Source organism: Holdemania sp. Marseille-P2844 (genome assembly GCF_900120005.1).
Lineage (GTDB): Bacteria > Bacillota_I > Bacilli_A > Erysipelotrichales > Erysipelotrichaceae > Holdemania.
The window spans coordinates 155,056-174,395 of record NZ_LT635453.1; the positions used below are offsets into that span (position 1 = coordinate 155,056).

23 protein-coding genes are annotated in these 19,340 nt (G+C 49.3%); 22 read left to right on the forward strand and 1 reads right to left on the reverse strand.

Annotated features, from left to right (window positions below; translation table 11 throughout):
* The first annotated feature begins 28 nt into the window (after positions 1-28).
* The 12 genes from BQ7364_RS13310 (at position 29) to BQ7364_RS13370 (ending at position 12,190) form a co-directional block, all read left to right on the forward strand.
* A complete protein-coding gene (locus BQ7364_RS13310) occupies positions 29-610 on the forward strand; it encodes a hypothetical protein (RefSeq protein WP_072685191.1) in 582 nt (193 codons plus the stop codon).
* A gap of 230 nt (positions 611-840) precedes the next feature.
* A complete protein-coding gene (locus BQ7364_RS13315; RefSeq protein ID WP_072685192.1) occupies positions 841-2,061 on the forward strand; it encodes a peptidoglycan bridge formation glycyltransferase FemA/FemB family protein in 1,221 nt (406 codons plus the stop codon).
* Positions 2,055-3,308, forward strand: coding sequence for a lipid II:glycine glycyltransferase FemX (locus tag BQ7364_RS13320; protein WP_072685193.1), 1,254 nt, complete (start codon positions 2,055-2,057; stop codon positions 3,306-3,308). Before BQ7364_RS13315 ends, BQ7364_RS13320 begins: the two co-directional genes overlap by 7 nt.
* Positions 3,309-3,681: 373 nt before the next feature.
* Complete coding sequence (locus BQ7364_RS13325) at positions 3,682-3,879, forward strand: hypothetical protein (protein WP_072685194.1); 198 nt, start codon at positions 3,682-3,684, stop codon at positions 3,877-3,879.
* A 108-nt stretch (positions 3,880-3,987) separates the two neighbouring features.
* The gene (locus BQ7364_RS13330) at positions 3,988-4,374 is read left to right on the forward strand and encodes a GntR family transcriptional regulator (RefSeq protein ID WP_072685195.1); all 387 of its coding nucleotides are present in this window, start codon (positions 3,988-3,990) and stop codon (positions 4,372-4,374) included.
* A complete protein-coding gene (locus BQ7364_RS13335) occupies positions 4,370-5,068 on the forward strand; it encodes an ABC transporter ATP-binding protein (RefSeq protein WP_200798813.1) in 699 nt (232 codons plus the stop codon). Before BQ7364_RS13330 ends, BQ7364_RS13335 begins: the two co-directional genes overlap by 5 nt.
* Complete coding sequence (locus BQ7364_RS13340) at positions 5,062-5,862, forward strand: hypothetical protein (RefSeq protein ID WP_072685197.1); 801 nt, start codon at positions 5,062-5,064, stop codon at positions 5,860-5,862. Before BQ7364_RS13335 ends, BQ7364_RS13340 begins: the two co-directional genes overlap by 7 nt.
* Positions 5,863-6,141: 279 nt before the next feature.
* Positions 6,142-6,336, forward strand: a complete 195-nt coding sequence (locus BQ7364_RS13345) for a DUF378 domain-containing protein (protein WP_006058322.1) — start codon at positions 6,142-6,144, stop codon at positions 6,334-6,336.
* Positions 6,337-6,405: 69 nt separating this feature from the next.
* A complete protein-coding gene (locus BQ7364_RS13350; RefSeq protein WP_072685198.1) occupies positions 6,406-7,203 on the forward strand; it encodes a hypothetical protein in 798 nt (265 codons plus the stop codon).
* Between the two features lie 406 nt (positions 7,204-7,609).
* Complete coding sequence (gene pth, locus BQ7364_RS13360; RefSeq protein ID WP_006058324.1) at positions 7,610-8,173, forward strand: aminoacyl-tRNA hydrolase; 564 nt, start codon at positions 7,610-7,612, stop codon at positions 8,171-8,173.
* The gene (mfd, locus tag BQ7364_RS13365; protein WP_072685200.1) at positions 8,170-11,613 is read left to right on the forward strand and encodes a transcription-repair coupling factor; all 3,444 of its coding nucleotides are present in this window, start codon (positions 8,170-8,172) and stop codon (positions 11,611-11,613) included. Before pth ends, mfd begins: the two co-directional genes overlap by 4 nt.
* A gap of 52 nt (positions 11,614-11,665) precedes the next feature.
* Positions 11,666-12,190, forward strand: a complete 525-nt coding sequence (locus BQ7364_RS13370) for an AbrB/MazE/SpoVT family DNA-binding domain-containing protein (RefSeq protein ID WP_072685201.1) — start codon at positions 11,666-11,668, stop codon at positions 12,188-12,190.
* 304 nt (positions 12,191-12,494) lie between these two features.
* Here BQ7364_RS13370 and BQ7364_RS13375 read toward each other — a convergent pair whose 3' ends face one another.
* Positions 12,495-12,926: a cupin domain-containing protein gene (locus BQ7364_RS13375; protein WP_072685202.1), complete on the reverse strand. Its 432-nt coding sequence runs from the start codon at positions 12,924-12,926 to the stop codon at positions 12,495-12,497.
* Positions 12,927-13,185: 259 nt separating this feature from the next.
* Between BQ7364_RS13375 and BQ7364_RS13380 the strand changes: the two genes are divergently transcribed.
* The 10 genes from BQ7364_RS13380 (at position 13,186) to BQ7364_RS13425 (ending at position 19,209) form a co-directional block, all read left to right on the forward strand.
* Positions 13,186-13,512: a hypothetical protein gene (locus BQ7364_RS13380; RefSeq protein ID WP_072685203.1), complete on the forward strand. Its 327-nt coding sequence runs from the start codon at positions 13,186-13,188 to the stop codon at positions 13,510-13,512.
* 5 nt (positions 13,513-13,517) lie between these two features.
* Positions 13,518-13,745 (forward strand): helix-turn-helix transcriptional regulator, encoded by a 228-nt coding sequence (locus BQ7364_RS13385; protein ID WP_072685204.1) that lies wholly within the window; start codon positions 13,518-13,520, stop codon positions 13,743-13,745.
* Positions 13,746-13,789: 44 nt separating this feature from the next.
* Entirely contained in the window at positions 13,790-14,053 is a 264-nt protein-coding gene (locus BQ7364_RS13390) for an RNA-binding S4 domain-containing protein (protein ID WP_072685205.1), read from the forward strand.
* A gap of 47 nt (positions 14,054-14,100) precedes the next feature.
* Entirely contained in the window at positions 14,101-14,406 is a 306-nt protein-coding gene (gene yabP, locus BQ7364_RS13395) for a sporulation protein YabP (RefSeq protein WP_072685206.1), read from the forward strand.
* Positions 14,403-14,942 (forward strand): spore cortex biosynthesis protein YabQ, encoded by a 540-nt coding sequence (yabQ, locus tag BQ7364_RS13400; protein ID WP_072685207.1) that lies wholly within the window; start codon positions 14,403-14,405, stop codon positions 14,940-14,942. Before yabP ends, yabQ begins: the two co-directional genes overlap by 4 nt.
* A 156-nt stretch (positions 14,943-15,098) precedes the next feature.
* Complete coding sequence (locus BQ7364_RS13405; protein ID WP_229056725.1) at positions 15,099-15,437, forward strand: FtsB family cell division protein; 339 nt, start codon at positions 15,099-15,101, stop codon at positions 15,435-15,437.
* A 246-nt stretch (positions 15,438-15,683) separates the two neighbouring features.
* Positions 15,684-16,382: an AT hook domain-containing protein gene (locus BQ7364_RS13410; protein ID WP_072685208.1), complete on the forward strand. Its 699-nt coding sequence runs from the start codon at positions 15,684-15,686 to the stop codon at positions 16,380-16,382.
* A gap of 250 nt (positions 16,383-16,632) precedes the next feature.
* The gene (locus BQ7364_RS13415; protein WP_072685209.1) at positions 16,633-16,896 is read left to right on the forward strand and encodes a hypothetical protein; all 264 of its coding nucleotides are present in this window, start codon (positions 16,633-16,635) and stop codon (positions 16,894-16,896) included.
* Positions 16,897-17,047: 151 nt separating this feature from the next.
* On the forward strand, positions 17,048-17,458 hold the full coding sequence (locus BQ7364_RS13420; RefSeq protein WP_072685210.1) for a GNAT family N-acetyltransferase: 411 nt from the start codon (positions 17,048-17,050) through the stop codon (positions 17,456-17,458).
* Between the two features lie 185 nt (positions 17,459-17,643).
* Positions 17,644-19,209 carry a flavocytochrome c gene (locus BQ7364_RS13425; RefSeq protein ID WP_072685211.1) on the forward strand — a complete coding sequence of 522 codons (1,566 nt, stop codon included), beginning with the start codon at positions 17,644-17,646 and terminating at the stop codon, positions 19,207-19,209.
* The last annotated feature ends 131 nt before the right edge of the window (positions 19,210-19,340 follow it).

Here is a 19,340-nt window from a genome sequence, read left to right on the forward strand (position 1 = left end):
TATTTGACAGAAGAAAGGAAGACATCGAATGAAAAAGTTTGCACTAATTTTGGCCTGTTTCGTATTGGCAAGCTGTGCGGCGCAGGAAATAAAAGAACCTGCCAAAAATCCGTCGGCGGCACTCCCTGCAGAAAGAACGCCGGAAGCCTCGGCAGAGACAGTGCCGACACCTTCTTCGGAAACGATTGTGTTGGCGGAAGGCGTAACTGCGAAGAAACAGGAAGGAAAGTTGATCGTCAGCGCATTTGATGGAGATGTCACGTTTGAAATGACCGACCCGCTGCCTTCCGAGCTGAAATCCAGCTTTCAGATGAGCGAGGATCAAACTACGTTACAAATTGAGCTGGAGTTCAGAGCAGAGGGATGTACAGGAGATGACGAAACCTGCAGGGGTCTCTTTGAATCGTATTCCATTGCCCGGGAAGCCGGAGAAAATCCGATGGGTACGATTAACGGCTATACCGTATCTCAAAACATCATTATGGATTCGCTGCTGACGGAGGAAAATTTAAAACGGTATCGGGAATTACAAGGCTATCCCGAGGGTGAATGGCGCGAAGGCATTGAACCAGTTAACTATTTTCACTGGTCTTTTGATAAAGAATCCTGAACAGACAAATTAAAAGCGACAAAAAAAGAATGGGCGACTGTTCTTTTTTTGAAACCTGAAATTCCAGGAAAAAAGGAAATGTTGCGAAATCTTGAAGAAAAACACAAGTAGAATTTGACAAAACAAAACTACAAATGTAGACTTATATTGGAACTACATTTGTAGACTCTCTGCTTATTCGATCATTTTAGAAACAGATCGAGGTTCAGGGATAGAAGGAGAGAATCGCTATGATCGCAGACGAATATGTTTTTGATGAACATCCCAAACCTCAGGAAATCGAAGATTTTCTGGAAGGCCATCCGCAGAACAATTTACTTCAACATGCCCGCTGGAGCCAGGTCAAGGAAAACTGGTCGATGAAACAAGTCGTCGTCCGCCGCGGCGGAACAATTCGGGCTTATGCGATGATTTTGATTCGTCCGCTGCCGCTGGGGCTGAGTTTGTTTTATATTCCCCGTGGTCCGATTGTCAATTATCAGGATGAACCGTTAATTCGTTTCTTCTTCGCAAAGCTGAAGAAGCTGGCGCGCCGCAGCCATGCGGTCACGATTCGCTTCGATCCGAATCTGATCGACCGGACATACCCCTATGTTCAACGCAATCAGGAACACGGCGAGCATCGTCAGGCTCCCGTTATCCGGCAGCTGACGGAAATGAAATGCCGCCATAAAGGATATACGCTGTACCTGCGTGAAGCCACGCAGCCGCGCTTTCAGGCGGTGATGCTGCGGGAACAAATGGATTGGGCAGCGTTAAGCGCCAAGACCCGGCGAAGTATCCGGCATGCTGAAAAATGCGGCGTGACGATCCATGAAGGCGAAAGCGAGCTGGAACATTTTGCGGAAGTGATGAAACAAACTGAACAGCGGAAAAAAATCCATCTGCGCAATGCGGCCTACTTTAAACGGTTAACAGCCCTGTATGGCGAACGTGCCGTACTGATCACTGCCCGGCTAGATTTGAAGCAACGGCTGGACAGAATCACAAATCAGTTGTCTGAGCTTCAAGGAAAACCGGAAGACTTAAACAAAGCAGAAAAAGAACAGATCATCAATCTGAACCGGGAACAGGAATTTCTGGAGAAAAAAATCAGCGAAGGTTCTTCTGTTGTGACGCTGTGCGGATTATTGGCTTTGATTCAGGATGATCAGATGGAAGTCCTGTACGCGGGCACCCACAGTGAATTTCTCTCCTATCGCGCGCCGTATTCCGCACACTGGCGATTGTTTGAAAAGGCGCGGAAAATGGGCATTCAGCGCTGCAATCTGGGTGGCGTGGAAGGGACGCTGGACGATGGACTCAGCGTCTTTAAAGGAAATTTTCCAATTCAGATTGAAGAGATGATCGGCGAATTTGATCTGCCGGTCATGCCGGTTCTTGCCTGGACGCTGGATCGGGGTATCGCCTTGATCAAAGCGGTGCGGCGATGGAGGGTGAAGACATGTTAAGACTGATCGAACATGAACAGTCCCAGCCCTTCGACGCCTTCGCGGCCAGCGGGAAAATTCCGCACTATACGAAAACCCATTTTTATGGCGAACTTTGTCGCCGAAAGGGGATTGAGGTTCAGCGGGTCTCCGCCCGCAATGAAAAGGATGAAATTGTGGCGACAGCCTTAATCCAATGGGAGAAATGCGGCAGGAAGGAGTATGGTTATCTCTGTTATGGATTCAATCTGGATTATACGAACTCAGAAACCTTGCAATTCTTTGCCAGCGCTTTAACGAAATTGGCAAAGCGGCGCGGTGCCGCGTATTTGCGGATGGAGCTGAACATTCCGCGGATCGAGCATGAAAAAGATGGCCGGATTAAACCGGAGGGATTTAACAACGAATTTGTGACGGCGCAGATGGAAGCCTGCGGTTATCGTCATCTGGGGTATACCTATGGTTACAGCGGCAACCGGATGTCGCGGTTTACCTATTGTCTGAATCTTGATCAGCCGCTGGAAACGATCCGGAAACAGATAAAGCATTACACCGCCTATCAGAAGAAAAATATTCAGCGCGCGGTTTCAGTAAAATTAAGTGATGAGCGAGATCTGTCGATCTTAGTCGAAGCGGAACGGGAGCTGGCGCATAAGCTGCATTTTCTGCCCAAAAAAGAAAAGGATTTCCGGCAGCTGATGGAATGTTTCCCTGATCAGGCCCGTTTGTATGTTGTCAGCGCAAATGTCGATCAGGCTTTGAGTCATCTGAAACTTCTGCGCGAACAGCTTATTTGTCAGCAGGGAAAGTTGATCAATGCTCAACGCCTCGCTGAAAATCAGAAACAGATTGCGGCGCTGGATCAGGAGATTGCGGAACTGATGCGGGATTATCAGGGACTGGGTGAAATCAAACTGGGCGCTAAACTCATCATTCAACAAGGCGAGCATGTCTATAACGTCAATATGTATACAAAGAAAATTCTGCCGAACTTCCGCGCCGCTTTTGCGCTGCACAGCGCGGTGATCGAGGATTGCTGGAAAAGGGGAGCGAAGACCTATGATTTTGAAGGCGTATCCGGCGCGCTGAATCCAAAGGATCCGTACTACGGTATTCATGATTTCAAGAAAAGCTTCGGCGGAGAATTCATTGAGTTCCTCGGTGAGTTCGACTATATCCAAGATCCGCAGGCGTATCAGAGAATTTTAAAGCGGCAGCGCCGGCACAGAAGACTGCGGCGAGGTCTGGCCCGGGTACTTTACCGTTGAGATCGAAAGCATGAGTTGACTTCCAAGGACGAGAAGCGGGAGAAAGCGCAGTATCAAACAAACGACTTCCCGATAAAATAAAAAAATCATAAAGGAACATAAAAATCCACCTTCCTGGCAGGTCTGCGGGCAAAAAACAGAGAGATGGATTTTTTAGGAATTGTTTAAAAGGGGAAATAATCAACTTATCAGGATTTAAAACAAGTCCATCAGAAATTTCGTTTCAACAACGATTTTTGACAAAAAAAGTAGGCATTTTGCTTCATCCTAAATTGTAAGGATAAGCCTTTATATAAAGGCTTATTTGAAGGTTAAATTCATTATAAAACAGCTGTCACAAAAAGACTACATTATGTGACAGGAGGAAAAAAGAATGGATGAAGGCCGCAGAAAAGAACTGGAAAAATTATTTATTATGGATCTGGATGATGCGTGGCGAACGCGGTTGTCGCCCGAGGAAGCTCTGTTGATCGCTCTGTGGGATCGTCAGTTTGCGGAAGCTCAGCTTCGCCTGCAGCAGGGAGAAAATCGGAAAGCTTCCCAACGTGCAAGCACAAAAGAATGCGAATGAGATTTTTCACACGAAAAAACAAGGCGAAGACTTTGTTTTTTTTTGTGTTGACAGAAGTATTAGATAATGTTATTGTATTAGTGTACTAATACAGAGAGGAGAAAACCTATGGCAATCGATTTTGATTCCAACCTTCCGATTTATATCCAGGTCATGGATTATATCAAAAAAGAGATCGTATCCGGACGGTTAAAGCCTGGCGATCGGGTCGATTCCGTACGGGATCTGGCTCTGCATTTCGGCGTCAACCCCAATACCGTGCAGCGCTCGTTATCCGAGCTGGAGCGTGAAGGGCTACTGAAAAGCGAACGAACCGCAGGTCGTTTTATCTGTGAAAATGAGGAACTGATCAGTCTGGTTCGCGAGCAGATGGCGACTTCCTGCATCAGCCGCTATGTGAAAGAGATGGAGAATCTGGGATTTGAGGGGGAAGAAATTCTCACCCAGACCGCTTATTATGTAAAGGAGAGAGACAATGACAACGGAAAACATTAAACCTTTGATTCAGATCCGGGGCTTGACGAAATCTTACAGTCAGACAACGGCGTTAAAAAATGTAGATCTGGATCTGATTCCAGGTCAGATCATCGGGCTGCTGGGCCCCAATGGCAGCGGTAAGACGACCTTAATCAAGATTATGAACGGCCTGCTTCGGGATTACAGCGGCGAGATTCTGATCGACAGGCATAAGCCGGATGCTTATACCAAAAGCATGATTTCCTATCTGCCGGACGAGAGCTATTTCAGCGACTGGATGAAAGCCAGCGATGCGCTGAAGATGTTTGAGGATATGTACGCAGACTTTGACAGTACAAAAGCCCGCCTGTTGATGAAGCGTCTGGATTTGAATGCGAACATGCGGATTAAGTCAATGTCCAAGGGCATGAAGGAGAAATTTCAGCTGTGTCTGGTCATGAGCCGCAAAGCCCGGATCTATGTGCTGGACGAGCCGATCGGCGGAGTCGATCCGGCGGCACGCGAATTGATTCTCGATATTATCCTGAACAACTATGCCGAAGACGCAATCGTTCTGATCTCCACGCATTTGATCAGCGATATCGAAAAAATCTTCGACGATGTTATCTTCTTGAAATATGGAGAGCTGGCCATGCATGAGAATGCGGAGCAGCTCCGGGCGGAAACAGGAAAATCGGTAGACGAAGTTTTCCGGGAGGTCTTCAAATGTTAAAACTCTTAAAATATGAATTGATTCATGAATGGCGCAGCTATGGGATTATCTATCTGGTCTTCATCGCCGCCTGCGGTCTGTCGCCGATCTTATTTAAAGATCAGATTATGATGAATCAGGCGATGGTTCAAACGGACTCGACGATGAACATGCTGGGCATGATTTCCATTCTTGTGATTAGTATTCTGACAATGGCGATCATCATCAGCACAGCGATCAACATTGCACTGAATTACCGGAATTCCATGTTTAAACGCCCGGGTTATCTGACCCTGACGCTGCCGGTCACAACGCATCAGCTGATTTTAAGCAAGGTAGTGGCGGATATTCTGTGGATTTTGATCGCCGGTTTCGTATTGATGTTTGGTTATATGCTCATGGTTCTGGTTGCCGGAATTCTGGTGGGGATGGACTTGCCAAGCTGGTCGGAATGGATGCGCTTATTCTCCCATCTGCATATAGATCTGTCAGATCTGGTAAGATCGATCTTGGCACTGGTTCTGATTTTCTCGGGCATGGCGGAAATGATTCTGTATGTTTATATGGTCATTACGCTGCCGCAGACGAAGTTTACGCCGCGGCATAAGACGGCGATCTCCGTGACGCTGTTCTTCGCAATTTCGATCGTGCTGGGGATGATTCGCGACAGCTTTTCCGGCCCGCTGACTCAGCTGCTGCACGGAATGCCGACCAATGGAATCCTCGCGGTGGAGATTCTGATCGCCTTGCTGACCTGTGCTTTGTTCTACGGCGTCATCTACTTTATTCTTGAAAAGAAATTGGAAGTGGAATAAACAAAAGAAATTCTCATGGGCAGACCGTGGGAATTTTTTATTTAAAACCAAAAGCAGGCAGCGAAAAGTTCGGATTTACGGGATAACTTTTGAAATGTGATTGGCAACCAGCGACTTCTGCTTGCGGAAAGTTCCTGTAAAAGCCAAGGTTGAAATAGAGGGAAGGAAAAAAAATTTGAGGCTCAGAGAGAAAAAAACGCCACGAAGTTTTCCAATTTCTATTTAAAGTTATAAAATGGTTCGAGGCTGGCCATACTAACGACCAGGAGGATCGATGAGATGAAAATGATCAATGGAATTGCCTTGCTTCTGGTCATCGTCGGCGCAGTCAACTGGGGTCTGGTCGGAGCTTTTGAATTCAACCTGGTTTCCTTCCTGTTTGGTCCAGGCACGCTGTTTTCACGGATTATCTACAGTCTGGTAGGGATCAGTGGCCTGATCGCGCTGACCTTCTTCGGAAGACTTGGCGACTGACAGAAACCGGCAATGCTTTTTTTCCTGAGCTAAATCAGGTATAATGTCACCGAAGAGGTGACTTTTTTTATGAGTCTTGTAATTACGATTGTCTGCTTCGCGATTTCAGCGGGCATGTTGATTTCCCTGCTGACGTTGCTGAAGCGTTCCAAGAAAATGAAAAAACTGATTGCCTGCGTCGATCAGATCGGCGATGAAGCCCAATTTTTTCCGGTAATTGATCAGTTTATCACGTCGATTCAGGATCCGGAGTTTGCGGCGAAAGGTGAAATCCTGAAATTGTGGGGATTGATCAAGTTTTATCATGAGTTGTCTGAAATTGAAGCATGCCTGCAGCGTATTGATTTAAGTAAAATCATCATTGATCCGAAGCATCGCCGGCGCAATAAGATCGGCTTAAACGAAGATAGTTTTTATTATCTCTGTTTCGCGTGCAGCTTCAAAGCGTACAGCCAGAACAAGACCGAGCTGTTAAACCGCCTGCATGAAAAGGTGCTGGAAAAGGAAGATTATTTTCAGGATCAGCTGTTCTATCAGTTATACTCCGCCAGCTGGAACTGGTATACGAAGCAGGGCGACCGCGGGGAAGCCGTATTTCTGGATCTGGCGCAGGGCCTGATCAGAAAAATGAAATGTTCCCGGCAGATGCTGGATATTTACCGGAATATCGCCGCGGCTTTCCTGGCGGGAATCGCGCAGGATCGCGGCGATACGGAATTAGCGCAGCGGGTGGAAAAGCCGGTGTCCAGCTGGGCGGCAACGGAAATGGGCGGCAACATCCTGCGGGATCTGGGAATCCGCGAAGTGAGTCCGATGCAGAGCTGGTCGAAAACGGAAGCGGCAGAAGAAGAAAAGCCGGAAAAATAACAAACCGGATTTTGTATTAACCCGAATTTTTTTGAAATCAGGAGAATAAAACATAAAATGTCGCAAAAATGATGGATAAAACTGTTATCCTGCGTAAAGCTGTAAATAGCAGAAGGAAACTTCGTCTGCGAAAAGTTGAAAGTCCCTGGTCTGAAACGGGATTTAAAAATATTTGGCAATCTCAAAAGAGGTTGCCTTTTCATTTGAGAAAAAAGAAAAGACGAAAAATCAAGTCTGCGGATAGGACAACCGGGCAGAATTCTGATATAATGATCGCGCACGAAAAGACCGGGATGAATTGAAATCCGGTCATTTTGCGTCTTGTTGACACGGTGAGCACAAAATGGTGCACCCCTTCAACAAGAGGTTGAACTACGCTTCTATGAAAAGACAGGAGGAATGATTTATGAAGTTAATCGTCGGCTTAGGCAATCCCGGCCGAGAATACGAACATACCCGTCACAACGCCGGTTTCGATGTGCTGGACCGGCTGGCTGATCTGTTGAACACCGGCATCAGCCAGTCCAAGTTCAACGCGCTGATCACAACAGTGCGCACCGGACAGGAAACGATCCTTTTGATGAAACCCCAGACCTACATGAACAATTCCGGGGAAGCGGTGATCCAGGCCGTCCAGTTCTATAAAATCCCGGTCGATCAGATTTTGGTAATTCACGACGACCTCGATCTGCCTGTCGGCAAGATCCGTATCCGCACCTCCGGCAGCGCCGGGGGCCAGAAGGGGATGAAGAACATCATCGACCATCTGCATACTCAGGATATCGCCCGGATCCGCGTCGGAATCGACAAAAATCCTTTGATTCCAATCGTCGATTATGTGCTGGGCAAAGTCCCGGCCGATCAGCGCGAGGACTATCAGGCGGCGATCAACCATGCGGCGGAAGCGGCCAAAGCCAGTATGACGATGCCGATCAGCGACGTCATGAACCGCTTCAACCGCAGCCGATGAATTTCCTGTTAGGCCGGCTGGCAAACAATCCAGCCGTTTTGGCCTGCACGGAGCAACAAGCCTTCCTCTCCGCGTCTTCCCTCACGGAAGAAGCGCTGATTCTGGCCGCCAGCTACGCGCAACATCCGCGGCCGATGTTGATCGTCAAGAATAACTTATATACCGCACAGCGTCTGGCGGAGAAGCTCAAATCCCTGCTTTCTCCGCAGGTCTGCGCGCTTTTCAGCGTGGAAGAATCGCTGCGCGTGGAAGCCATCGCCGCTTCGCCGGAAGCCACGGCGGAAAAAGTCGAAACGCTGAACCGGCTGCTGAACGAGGATCAGCTGATCTGCGTCACCCACGCGTCGGCGTTGGTTCGCTATCTGCCCTCACCGGCCCAGTTTAAGCTCTGTACGATCGTCTTGAAGACCGGTATGGAAGTGTCGATGAACGAGCTGAAACGCACGCTGATCGCGGCCGGTTATCAACAGACCGCCCGCGTCGACCAGCCGCTGTGCTTCGCCAGCCGCGGCGGGATTATCGACATCTACTCCATCAACAGTGAAACCCCGGTGCGGATTGAATTTTTCGATACCGAGATCGAGAGTATCCGCACCTTTGATATCGCCACCCAGCGCACCGTCGAGGTCAAAGCCGAAACTGAAATTGTCCCGGCCTCCGACCTGCTTCTGGATGACGAGCAGATAAGCTTGATTCAGCAGCGCGTCCGCCGCCATCTCGAGTCGCTCAAAAGCCGCTATACCCATGGCGAATACGAACAGATCGAGGGTATCATTGACCTTGATATGGAAACGATGCGCGCTCATCTGCGGGAAAGCCGGCTGTATCCTTATCTGAGCTATCTTGATGACAACAGCTCGCTGATCGACTACTGTCCTAAAGCTCAGGTTTTCCTGTCCCATCCCGATCAGATTAAAACCCATCTTCATCAACTGAGCGAGGAAACGACGGCGTATATTCAGGAAATGACGCTGGAGCTGAAAATGCTGCCGCGCTTCACCGTCCAGCATGAATTAAACACCGTGCTCGCCGGACGCAAGGTTACGGAAATCGACAGCTTCGATTCGCTGCGCAGAGTTCCGCACGCGATGATCCGCGAGGTTGCGCTGCCCAACGAAACGCTGGAAATGAAGCTACAGATCGCCCTGAAGGAAGGCCGCGGACGTCAGCTGTATTTCTTCTTGCAGGAACATGAGCTGAAGGAAATCGTGCCGATCCTCAAAGGCAAGGAAATTCCGTTTCTGCTCAATGATCGTAAGCCGCATGACGAAGGTCTGGTCTTGATCAATCAGTCATTGGACGAAGGGTTTGAGGCGCTTAAGGAAAACATTGTCGTTTACACTTCGCACGAACTATTTAAGAAAAAGACCAAGCTGGGCCGCTACGCCTCCAAGTTCAAGGAAGCCGAAGCACTCAGCAGCTATCAGGATTTACAGCCGGGCGATTTTATCGTTCATTCCCAACACGGCGTCGGGCAATACCTTGGGATCGTGACCCGCGAGTTCAACGGTGTTCATAAGGATTTCCTGCGCGTCGTCTACAAGGGCAACGACGAGCTGTTAGTTCCGCTGGAACAATTCCGTCTGGTGCGTAAATTCGTCTCCCGTGAAGGGGTTGTGCCGAAACTGAATAAGCTGGGCAGCCATGATTGGGAAAAGACCAAGCAGCGCTTGAAAGACAATGTCAACGAGATTGCCGACCGCCTGGTCAAGCTGTATTCCCAACGCGAGGAAAATATCGGCTACGCCTACGGGCCGGATTCTCCGCTCCAACAGGAATTTGAAGACGATTTCGATTACGAGCTGACGCCCGATCAGGCACTGGCCGTGCAGGAGATCAAAAAAGACATGATGCAGTCCAAACCGATGGATCGTCTGTTGTGCGGCGACGTTGGCTTTGGCAAGACCGAGGTCGCGCTGCGGGCTGCGTTCAAGGCGATTACCGAGGGCAAGCAGGTCGCGTTTTTGTGCCCGACCACGATCCTTTCCCTGCAGCACACCGCCACGGCCATGAAGCGCTTTGAAAACTTCCCGATTCACGTCGAGGTCCTCAACCGGTTTGTCGTGGAGTCCAAACAAAAGGAAATTCTGCGCGAACTCAAGGAAGGAAAGGTCGATATGATCATCGGCACGCACCGGATTCTGTCCAAAGACGTGCAGTTTCACGATCTCGGGCTGTTGGTCATTGACGAAGAACAACGCTTCGGGGTTGAACATAAGGAAAAGATCAAGGAAATGAAGGAATCCATCGACGTGCTTTCGCTCTCCGCCACGCCGATTCCGCGCACCTTGCAGATGTCGCTGATCGGCATCCGCTCCTTGTCCCAGCTGGAAACACCGCCGAGCAACCGGATGCCTGTGCAGACCTATGTCATTGAGAAAAACCGGGCGTTGGTCAAGGAAGTCATCGAGCGCGAGCTGGCCCGGCAGGGACAGGTGTTCTACCTGTTCAACAACATCCAGGAAATCTACAATGTCGCCCGTCAGATCAAGCAGGACGTGCCGGAAGCGGAAATCGCCGTCGCTCATGGCAAGATGAGCCGCGATGAAATTGAGGAAGTCATGATGCAGTTCACGGATAACGAAGTGAACGTGCTGATCTGCACGACGATTATCGAAACGGGCATCGACATTCCCAACGCCAACACAATTCTGATCGAAAACGCCGATACCTTCGGTCTGGCACAGCTCTATCAGATCAAAGGCCGGGTCGGCCGCAGCGACCGCATCGCCTATGCCTATCTGATGGTGCGTCCGCGCAAGCAGGTGAACGAGATCGCTCAGAAGCGCTTGCAGGCGATCAAGGAATTCACGGAGCTGGGCAGCGGTTATAAGATCGCGATGCGGGATTTGACGATCCGCGGCGCCGGCGATTTGTTAGGCCCGAGTCAGTCCGGCTTCATCGACACCGTGGGGATTGATATGTATATTGAAATGCTGCAGGAAGCGATCGCCGAGAAGAAAGGCGAAGTCAAGCCGGAGGTCAAAGAACCTGTCCGCGCGCAGGTTCAGGTCGACGGCTACATTCCGAAGCAGTTCGCCCCGCTGGATTTTGAGAAAATCTCGCTTTACCAGCGGATTGATGCAACGGCGGATGAAGCGCAGCTCATGGCGCTGAAAGAAGAAACCCAGGATTATTTTGGCAAAATGCCGAAATCCGTCGGCTTGTTGTTTGAGAAGAAACGACTCGATATCCTGCTGAACGAACCGCGGATCGATTCTTTCCGCGACGTTAAAAACCAGATGGAAATCGTCTTCTCCAAAGCCTTTTCCGATCATATCGACGGCGTGAAATTATTTGAAACCTTCACGACGATCTCCAAGGATATCCAGCTCCGGTATGTGCAGGGCAAGAATATTGTCCGGCTGCCGAAAAAAGGAAATGAACTGGCGCTGGCCATCGAAGTGTTGGATCAAAGTAAGAAACTGGAAGTTTCATAGAATAATCCGGGGCCGGCTGTCCCATACTATTTGTACGTAAAGGAGAGTCGGCATGAAAGCAACAGGTATAGTTAGAAGACTGGATGACTTAGGGCGTTTGGTCATCCCGAAGGAAATCCGTAAAATATATAAGCTCAAGGAAGGGGATTCGATTGAATTCTTCGTCAACGAGGATTCTGAAATCGTATTGAAGAAATTCTCCGTCCTGAGCGATGAAACGGAGTCGATTACGCGGATGTGTCAGACGCTGCAGGAAGTCACGGAACATCCGGTCTTGTTTGTAGAGGACGATCAGATCTTATGCGTCGGTCAGGCGAAGCTGGATGAATGGCGCAGTCAGTCGTTGTCGGTGGAATTTCAGGAGTGCGTGAAGGCGTATCATGTCCGTCCGTTTGATCAGGTGCGCTTATTCGCCGCTAAGCCGGAAACCTTTAAGGGAACGATCTTCCCGGTTGCGGTGTACGGCGACTGGCTGGGAGCGTTTGTCGTGCTGGAAGAGGAGACGCCGCTGCAGCCGCAGCATCTGGATATCGCGCAGGCGTTCAGCCGGCTGCTGATCCGCAATCACGAACATTAACTCGTGTAACGGCATTGAATGAGAAACGGGCGGCGGATGACCAGACGGTATCGAACATAGAATCTTTATTTTTGGCAAACTGCAGTACAGAATCATAAGATCGTCCAATTTAAGCAAAAAATGAAAAAACAGGCGTCTGCCGCTGTCTTCGGGTTTGCGAAGTGCGGAAGACGTCTGTTTTATGTTGGAAAACGGAATAAAAAAACCTTTAATTTATACAAAAATATAGCGAATGTCCATGGAACGATGGCGGATGTAGTCAGATCTGGAATTTTGGCTTTAGAAGGATTCCTTTTACAGAGCCTCAGCCGATAAAAAACGTTTTGCCGTCAAACGTTTCCCGGCGCAGCTTGTCATCCAGCGCCGGCGCTGCTTCCCAATCGGAATCCGAACAGCCATATTTTATCGTGTGCAGCACCGTGCCTTCAAAAAGATAGACATTATGCGGAAGTCCCGGCGGAAGCATAAAGCACTCGTCAGGATCCAGGCGGCGGAAGGTCAGCTGTTCCGACTGCCACAAGGCGATCACAATCCACCCTTGTTCTACAATGTAAAACTCCCGCTTCCGATGATGGATGTGGCTGGACTGCCATCCACTCTGGTTTGTGCCCAGCGTCAGAATATAACTGCTTCCCGTTTCCCGGGTCAGACGAAACCGCAGCTCGCCGTTATTCATTTGATGATGCACAGGCTGGACGCCGAACTCCAGCGCCTGATCGTTCGTCAGTTTTCGCATGGCGATTCCTCATTTCTTTCTGATCAGTATAAACCGGGAATAGATTTATGAACAGAGCCAAACGGATATTTGATTTTGTGAAACTGAATCTTTTAAAATTCTGCAGAAAAAGGAAAACTCCGATTCAGAGGACAGGGGATTGATAAGAATAAGCTATGTGAAAATGTTAAAATGTCTTGACATTACAAAAGCAGAGATTATAATGAAAATGTAAAAAGAGTTTAATATTAAAGAACTCTCAGATAAGGAGGCATCAAGGATGAAAAAGAGAGATGAAATGGATCGGAACATTCAGCTTCGCTCGGAAGCCTGGGGCTACAAAGCCGTCTTGCTTGCTTTGTGTGCAGCAACCTTATGGAATTGCGGACAGACCTGGCTGAACCATAGCCAATATCATCCATGGCCCTCGCTGGTCTTAGGCATGGCCGTCTGTGTCCAGGGATTTTCACAGCTTGCCTTAAAACGGCGGATGATCGCCGGCGACGACGAATATCATGAGCCGAATAAGCTGTTATGGACAGCTGCGGCAGCGTTTGTCATCCTTGTCCTGGCGGTCGCTCTGGGCGTGGGTCTGATGCAGGGATAACCTGAATGCGAAACCGGGTCAAAGAACTGCGCAAGCAGGCGGGACTGCGTCAGGAAGATCTGGCGAAGGAATTAGGCGTCAGCCGCCAGACGATCATCGCGATTGAAAACGATAAATACAATCCGACGCTGGAGCTGGCAATGAAACTGGCGCGGCGGCTGGGCTTGCACGTCGACGAAATATTCTGGCTGGAAGAAGACAGTCCCGGAAGGGCAGAAACGCCGCGAGCTTAAAAAGAGAATCAAACTATGGTATGATAAGAAGCAGAGGTGATGGAATGCGATTGGATAAATATTTAAAGGTGGCCCGGATCTTAAAACGCCGCACGGTTTCAAAGGACCTGGCGGATCATCAGCGCGTGCTGATCAACGGCAAAGTGGCCAAACCGGCCAGCGAAGTCCAGGCTGGCGACCTGATCACCGTGATTTTCGGCCAGCGTCAGCTGACGGTGCGCGTGACGGAAACCACTCAGTACACCCGCAAGGAAGACGCGGCTTCCATGTATGAGGTCGTGGAGGAAAAACGCGTCGAGCTGGAATAAACGAAACCTTCTGTTCATAGGTTGATAGGGAACAGGAGGTTTTCTTTATGAGTGAAAGTCTGTTATCCAATCCCTTGAAATTCGAAACGAATCCCTATCATAACGTGGTGATGAAAGACCGCAAAAGTCTGGATCTGACGGGAGTGAAGCAGATCGACAGCTTCGACAGCAATGAGTTTCTTCTGGAAACCAGCCAGGGCTGGATGCTGGTGCAGGGGAAGGATCTGACATTGGGCAAGCTGGATACGGAACGCGGCGAGGTCAGCATCCGCGGCCTGATCGACCGCCTGGAATATATCGTAAACAAAAAAGGACCGGGCAAGGAATCCTTTTTAGGTAAGCTGCTGAAATGATTCTGCTTCCCCAGCAGTTTCAGGCGCTGGTCTATCATTTTTTCAGCGGCTGGGTATTCGCCCTGACCTGGAGCGGCATGAACCGGCTGACGTGGCACTATCGACGCCATTTTGTGCGCTGGGTGATCGAAACGCTTTACTTTTTTCTTTTCGTCACGCTGATGTACGCCGGCCTGCTGCCGATTACCGGCGGGCAGACGCAGACGTATCTGATCGCCGTCTTCGTGCTGGGCGCCGCAGTTTACCTTAAATTTTACGCGATGACCTTTTCTCCCTTATTTGAAGGGCTTGTGCGCGGTATCGTCAGGCAGCTGACCGGATTTAAGAAACAAAAAGCGAAAAGTCAGGCGGCTTTTAAACATCGCCAGGAAATCCGGCATAAGAAAAGGGACGAAAAGCGGCAGAACAAAAAGTTGAAGCATCAGAAAAAACATCACGAAAAGCAGCTGAAGCGGCAGAAGAAAGAGGAAAAACGGCAGATCAAACGAAGCCGGAAACATCCCGGCCGTGTGCCGCCGAAGGAAGAATCTGACTGAAGTGCGGATTCTTTTCGTATTTTTTCATTTCAAGCGGTTGTAGCCGCAGTCAGTTCACCGGAGTTTCACTTGCGTTTAAATGAATTTTCAGTATAATAAAGATGCACCTAAATTTTTATCATTTTCGCAAGAAAACAGGCGAAGGAGGAATTGAACTTGACAGCTGAAAATAAAAATGAGCCGAAAACCGTCAAACCCAAAGGACGGAAAAAACGGAGCATGCTTGCAAAGTTCATCAGTCTGGTCGTAATCTGTTTTTCCCTGTTTATGCTTTACGGCGTAGTTAAGGAAATCTTAACGACGATGGAATTGAAGCAACAGATCTCCCGAGTTGAGGAAGAACTGAAAACACTCCAGGAAGAAAATAAATATCTGACACTGCAGCGGGATAAACTTGAAGATCCTGCTTACGTACAAAGCTATGCGCGGGGAAGCTTTATGCTTTCCAAGGAAGGCGAACAGATTTTCTATCTGCCGTCGGACGATAAGAAATAGCCAGGAAATACGCAATCACAGCCGGGTCTTGAAGACCCGGTTTTTTTGTTTTCCACCGCCTGGATCCCGTTGCGCCTGAAAGAATGATGTAGGATTACCTGAAAAACAAAGGAAAAATAAGCGATTTCCAGAGGTTAAATCCTTATAAATCAACTATTTTTCATACAACGACACGTTACGCGGGATTTCGACAAACCCCAACCCCTATAATGACGCTGTCAAGGTAAAGAAAGTGAGTGAATAAGGATGAAGGGTCCGGGAATCAACGATTATTTAAGAATACTTCAACAGAAGAAGCAGGAGGCGCATGATCGAGGGGAGAAATGGATAGAAATTAGTTCCAAAGAGCTGCATCAGGAGGTGTCGCCGGAACATGCGACAATGCCGACCTGTTGTCAGGCAATTTACAAACTGTTGTATCAGGGTGATGAAATTCTGCAGCGGCCGAAGGGACAGACCGGTTTTGGTTCGCATTTGCGCGTGCGGTATTACGTCGATAATCTGAATGACCGGGAAGCGATGTTCCCGCCGAAAAAACGCGGCCGGCCAGCCAAGAGCGAGGAACAGAAACGCCGCGACCGAATGCTGAAAAGCAGCCGGAATACGGAAGATCTGCGGCGGATTTTAGCGGCCTGGCTGAATGAACGCGGCTGGCAGACCACAGAGTTTCCCAACAAGATTCAGGCGGAAAAAGACGGAATTACCTGGATTATCGAAGTGCAGGGAACGCATCGCGGCCGCCGGCAGCCTCTGCCGGTGAAGATCAACGCGATTCTGAAAGACATCAGTGAGGATACGGCCAGCTCCGTTCGATACAGCGTCGCTTTTAACGATTCTTCAGTGTACCGCAAGCAATGGAGCGAGATTCCGAAGGTGGTCAAAAACAAACTGAATGTCAGCGTCATTCTGGCGGATAAAAGCGGGAATATTCAGGAAGTCAAATAATCGTCAGTTCAGGACTGAGCGAACCTCCTTTATAACAAAATGAAGAAAGATCCGGGATCAGAAAACGGATCTTTTTTTATGAAATCGAAAAAATTCGTGCATATTTCCAGGAAATGGATGAAAAAGTAGACTTTATGCACCAGTCCTGATTATGTCAAAAATGAGAGGTTTTTCCAGTAATTCTAATTATATTTCAATCGTCAGGTAAAGTCTACTTTTTGAGACAGACAGGGAAAGACAGGTGAATGGCATGGAAGTTTTCGGGATCAACAGCGCGATTGAGCATATTCTGATCTTTTTAAAAAATGAAGTGAACGCCGCGGAGCTGACGGATTTACGAAAACCGGCTTATCAGGAATTGCTGCTTGCGGTGCTGATCGAATGTCCGCTCGGTTTATATCGCCTGGAAACCTGGCAGGAAGTCTTCCGCTGGCTGAACTGGACGTTGGTCTTTTCGGATTATGATGAATTGAAAGCGGCTTTGGAAAGCGCGCAGAGGAAAATGGAAAACTAAGAACTGCGGGCGCGGTTCTTTCTTTTACTTCCTGCGGGAAACCGAAGCGGCAAGCATAAACTGAAACTGACTGTCCAAACGCCAAAGCAATCCAACCGCCAGCGGTCAAACTGATCGGCGTTGTTGGATTGATAAGAAAAGGAGGCTCGCCATGATCATTCAAAACCTGCGTTCAGGCCGGGAAAACGAAATTCTGAGGCTGTATGAAGCTGTCGGCTGGACGGCCTATTTAAGTCAGCCGGAACGGATAAAACCCGCTTTCGATCACTCGCTCTGCGTGCTTGAACTCTGCGATGAACAAGACCGGCTGATGGGGTTTGTGCGGGCGGTGGGCGATGGTGAAACAATCCTCCATATTCAGGATCTGATCGTCGACCCGTCGATTCAGAATCAGGGATGGGGAACTCTGCTTTTAAAAACCATGTCGGACAGATACCCGCAAGTTCGTCAGAAAATCCTGTTGAGCGACGACGTCGCAGAAACGCTGCGCTTTTATCGTCGGCTGGGCTGGCAGCTGGTAACGGAGCTGCATTGTCAGGCTTTGATCAAAATCATTCGTTAGCAGAACGTCGTAAATTCGAAGATTAATAACTCAATAATCCGTTATTAATTTCCTTTCGTTATGAAAGAAAGCTGCGAAGCAACAGGTTTTAGTAAATTGTGTATAATTTGTGAAAAATTTCTTGATTCTCCGGCTTAAATTGATTACTATAAAAACGCAAAAGCATTTGCAAAGGAGAGAATGAAATGAAAAAATTAGTTGCTCTTACTCTTGCCAGCTTGATGCTTCTGGCGGGCTGCTCCAGCACGCCGAAGAACGACGGCAATGAGGCAACACCGACTCCGGAGGCGGCGGCGACAGAAGCTGACGTTATCGTCGTAGGCGCCGGCGGAGCGGGCATGACAGCGGCGATTGAAGCTGTAAACGCAGGCAAGTCGGTTATCGTGATCGAAAAGGCAGCGATGACTGGCGGCAACACCACGCGTTCTACCGGCGGCATGAACGCGGCGAATACACCGGAACAGGATAAGAATGATTTCGCGGAAGACGCGGGCGTCGAAAAGATGCTGGCGAGCGCGAAGGAAAACTATCCGGATTTAGCGGAGCTGACAGCCACGGTTGAAAAGCAGTATGAAGAATACAAAGCCAATCCGACAGGTTACTTTGATACCGAAGAGCTGTTTATGCTGGATACGCTGGTCGGCGGCAAGAACCTGAACGATCACGCTTTAGTTGAAGTTCTGGCGAATGAAGCGAAGAACGGCATTGAATGGTTAAAGACAATCGACGCGAACCTGTCGCAGGTCGGCAGCTTCGGCGGCGCGAGCGTCAAGCGGATTCACAAGCCGGTCAACGACGAAGGCAAGACAGTCGCAGTGGGTTCTTACCTGGTTCCGAAGCTGACAAAAGCAGCGGAAGACAAAGGCGTTCAGTTTGTAATGGAAACGGCGGCGACGGAATTAGTCGTTACTGACGGCAAGGTTACCGGCGTTAAGGCTGGCGATACGACGTATACCGGCAAAGCAGTTATTCTGGCGACCGGCGGTTTTGCGGCGAATACGGAAATGGTTCTGAAATACAAGCCAGATTATAAAGGCTTTGTCTGTACGAATGCTCCGGGCATGACGGGCGACGGCATCGTGATGGCAACGGCCATCGGCGCAGATACCGTGGATATGGAACAGATCCAGATCCATCCGACAGTTTCTCAGGAAACCAGCGCGTTGATCACAGAAGGTCTGCGCGGCGACGGTGCGATTCTGGTCAACAGCGAAGGCAAGCGTTTCTTTGACGAAGTCGGCACGCGTGATGCGGTATCGGCAGCGGAAGTTGCGCAGCCGGGCGGATTTGCATGGCTGATCGTCGACAACAAGATGGTCGAAGCTTCCAGCGTTATCGCGGGATACATCAAGCAGGGCCTGACGGTGGAAGGCGCCGACGTTGAAGCGTTAGCGGCGGCAATGGGCGTTGACGGCGCGGCGTTAGTTGAAACAATGGACAAGTGGAATGCCTGCGTCGAAGCCGGCAAGGATGAAGAATTCGGCCGGACCAGCTTCGCGAACAAGCTGGACGAAGGTCCTTACTATGCGATCAAAGTGGCTCCGGGCGTTCACCACACGATGGGCGGTCTGAAGATCAACACAAACACGGAAGTTCTGGATGCTTCCGGCAATCCGATTCCGGGTCTGTTCGCAGCGGGCGAAGTCACCGGCGGCGTGCATGGCGCTAACCGTTTAGGCGGCAACGCGGTGGCGGATATTATCGTCTTCGGACGGATCGCCGGCCAGCAGGCGGCGGCTTACGCAAACTAAGCAAGATTAACAATATCGAAGAAAGAGCGGATGTTCAGGCATGAATGTCCGTTTTTTTATGAATTTACCGTTAAAATAGGAAGTTTGAATTCTTTGTTTCATTTATTTTCTTTTGATGAATGCTATTTTTG

What these genes read in the sequence shown, in the direction of transcription:
- BQ7364_RS13325 (WP_072685194.1), top strand. Translation starts at nt 3,682, where the DNA reads ATGGATGAAGGCCGCAGAAAAGAACTGGAAAAATTATTTATTATGGAT.
- BQ7364_RS13385 (WP_072685204.1), top strand. Translation starts at nt 13,518, where the DNA reads ATGCGAAACCGGGTCAAAGAACTGCGCAAGCAGGCGGGACTGCGTCAG.
- BQ7364_RS13350 (WP_072685198.1), top strand. Translation starts at nt 6,406, where the DNA reads ATGAGTCTTGTAATTACGATTGTCTGCTTCGCGATTTCAGCGGGCATG.
- BQ7364_RS13345 (WP_006058322.1), top strand. Translation starts at nt 6,142, where the DNA reads ATGAAAATGATCAATGGAATTGCCTTGCTTCTGGTCATCGTCGGCGCA.
- BQ7364_RS13380 (WP_072685203.1), top strand. Translation starts at nt 13,186, where the DNA reads ATGAAAAAGAGAGATGAAATGGATCGGAACATTCAGCTTCGCTCGGAA.
- BQ7364_RS13410 (WP_072685208.1), top strand. Translation starts at nt 15,684, where the DNA reads ATGAAGGGTCCGGGAATCAACGATTATTTAAGAATACTTCAACAGAAG.
- BQ7364_RS13390 (WP_072685205.1), top strand. Translation starts at nt 13,790, where the DNA reads ATGCGATTGGATAAATATTTAAAGGTGGCCCGGATCTTAAAACGCCGC.
- yabP (WP_072685206.1), top strand. Translation starts at nt 14,101, where the DNA reads ATGAGTGAAAGTCTGTTATCCAATCCCTTGAAATTCGAAACGAATCCC.
- BQ7364_RS13340 (WP_072685197.1), top strand. Translation starts at nt 5,062, where the DNA reads ATGTTAAAACTCTTAAAATATGAATTGATTCATGAATGGCGCAGCTAT.
- BQ7364_RS13425 (WP_072685211.1), top strand. Translation starts at nt 17,644, where the DNA reads ATGAAAAAATTAGTTGCTCTTACTCTTGCCAGCTTGATGCTTCTGGCG.
- mfd (WP_072685200.1), top strand. Translation starts at nt 8,170, where the DNA reads ATGAATTTCCTGTTAGGCCGGCTGGCAAACAATCCAGCCGTTTTGGCC.
- yabQ (WP_072685207.1), top strand. Translation starts at nt 14,403, where the DNA reads ATGATTCTGCTTCCCCAGCAGTTTCAGGCGCTGGTCTATCATTTTTTC.
- BQ7364_RS13370 (WP_072685201.1), top strand. Translation starts at nt 11,666, where the DNA reads ATGAAAGCAACAGGTATAGTTAGAAGACTGGATGACTTAGGGCGTTTG.
- BQ7364_RS13330 (WP_072685195.1), top strand. Translation starts at nt 3,988, where the DNA reads ATGGCAATCGATTTTGATTCCAACCTTCCGATTTATATCCAGGTCATG.
- pth (WP_006058324.1), top strand. Translation starts at nt 7,610, where the DNA reads ATGAAGTTAATCGTCGGCTTAGGCAATCCCGGCCGAGAATACGAACAT.
- BQ7364_RS13320 (WP_072685193.1), top strand. Translation starts at nt 2,055, where the DNA reads ATGTTAAGACTGATCGAACATGAACAGTCCCAGCCCTTCGACGCCTTC.
- BQ7364_RS13315 (WP_072685192.1), top strand. Translation starts at nt 841, where the DNA reads ATGATCGCAGACGAATATGTTTTTGATGAACATCCCAAACCTCAGGAA.
- BQ7364_RS13375 (WP_072685202.1), bottom strand. Translation starts at nt 12,926, where the DNA reads ATGCGAAAACTGACGAACGATCAGGCGCTGGAGTTCGGCGTCCAGCCT.
- BQ7364_RS13415 (WP_072685209.1), top strand. Translation starts at nt 16,633, where the DNA reads ATGGAAGTTTTCGGGATCAACAGCGCGATTGAGCATATTCTGATCTTT.
- BQ7364_RS13420 (WP_072685210.1), top strand. Translation starts at nt 17,048, where the DNA reads ATGATCATTCAAAACCTGCGTTCAGGCCGGGAAAACGAAATTCTGAGG.
- BQ7364_RS13310 (WP_072685191.1), top strand. Translation starts at nt 29, where the DNA reads ATGAAAAAGTTTGCACTAATTTTGGCCTGTTTCGTATTGGCAAGCTGT.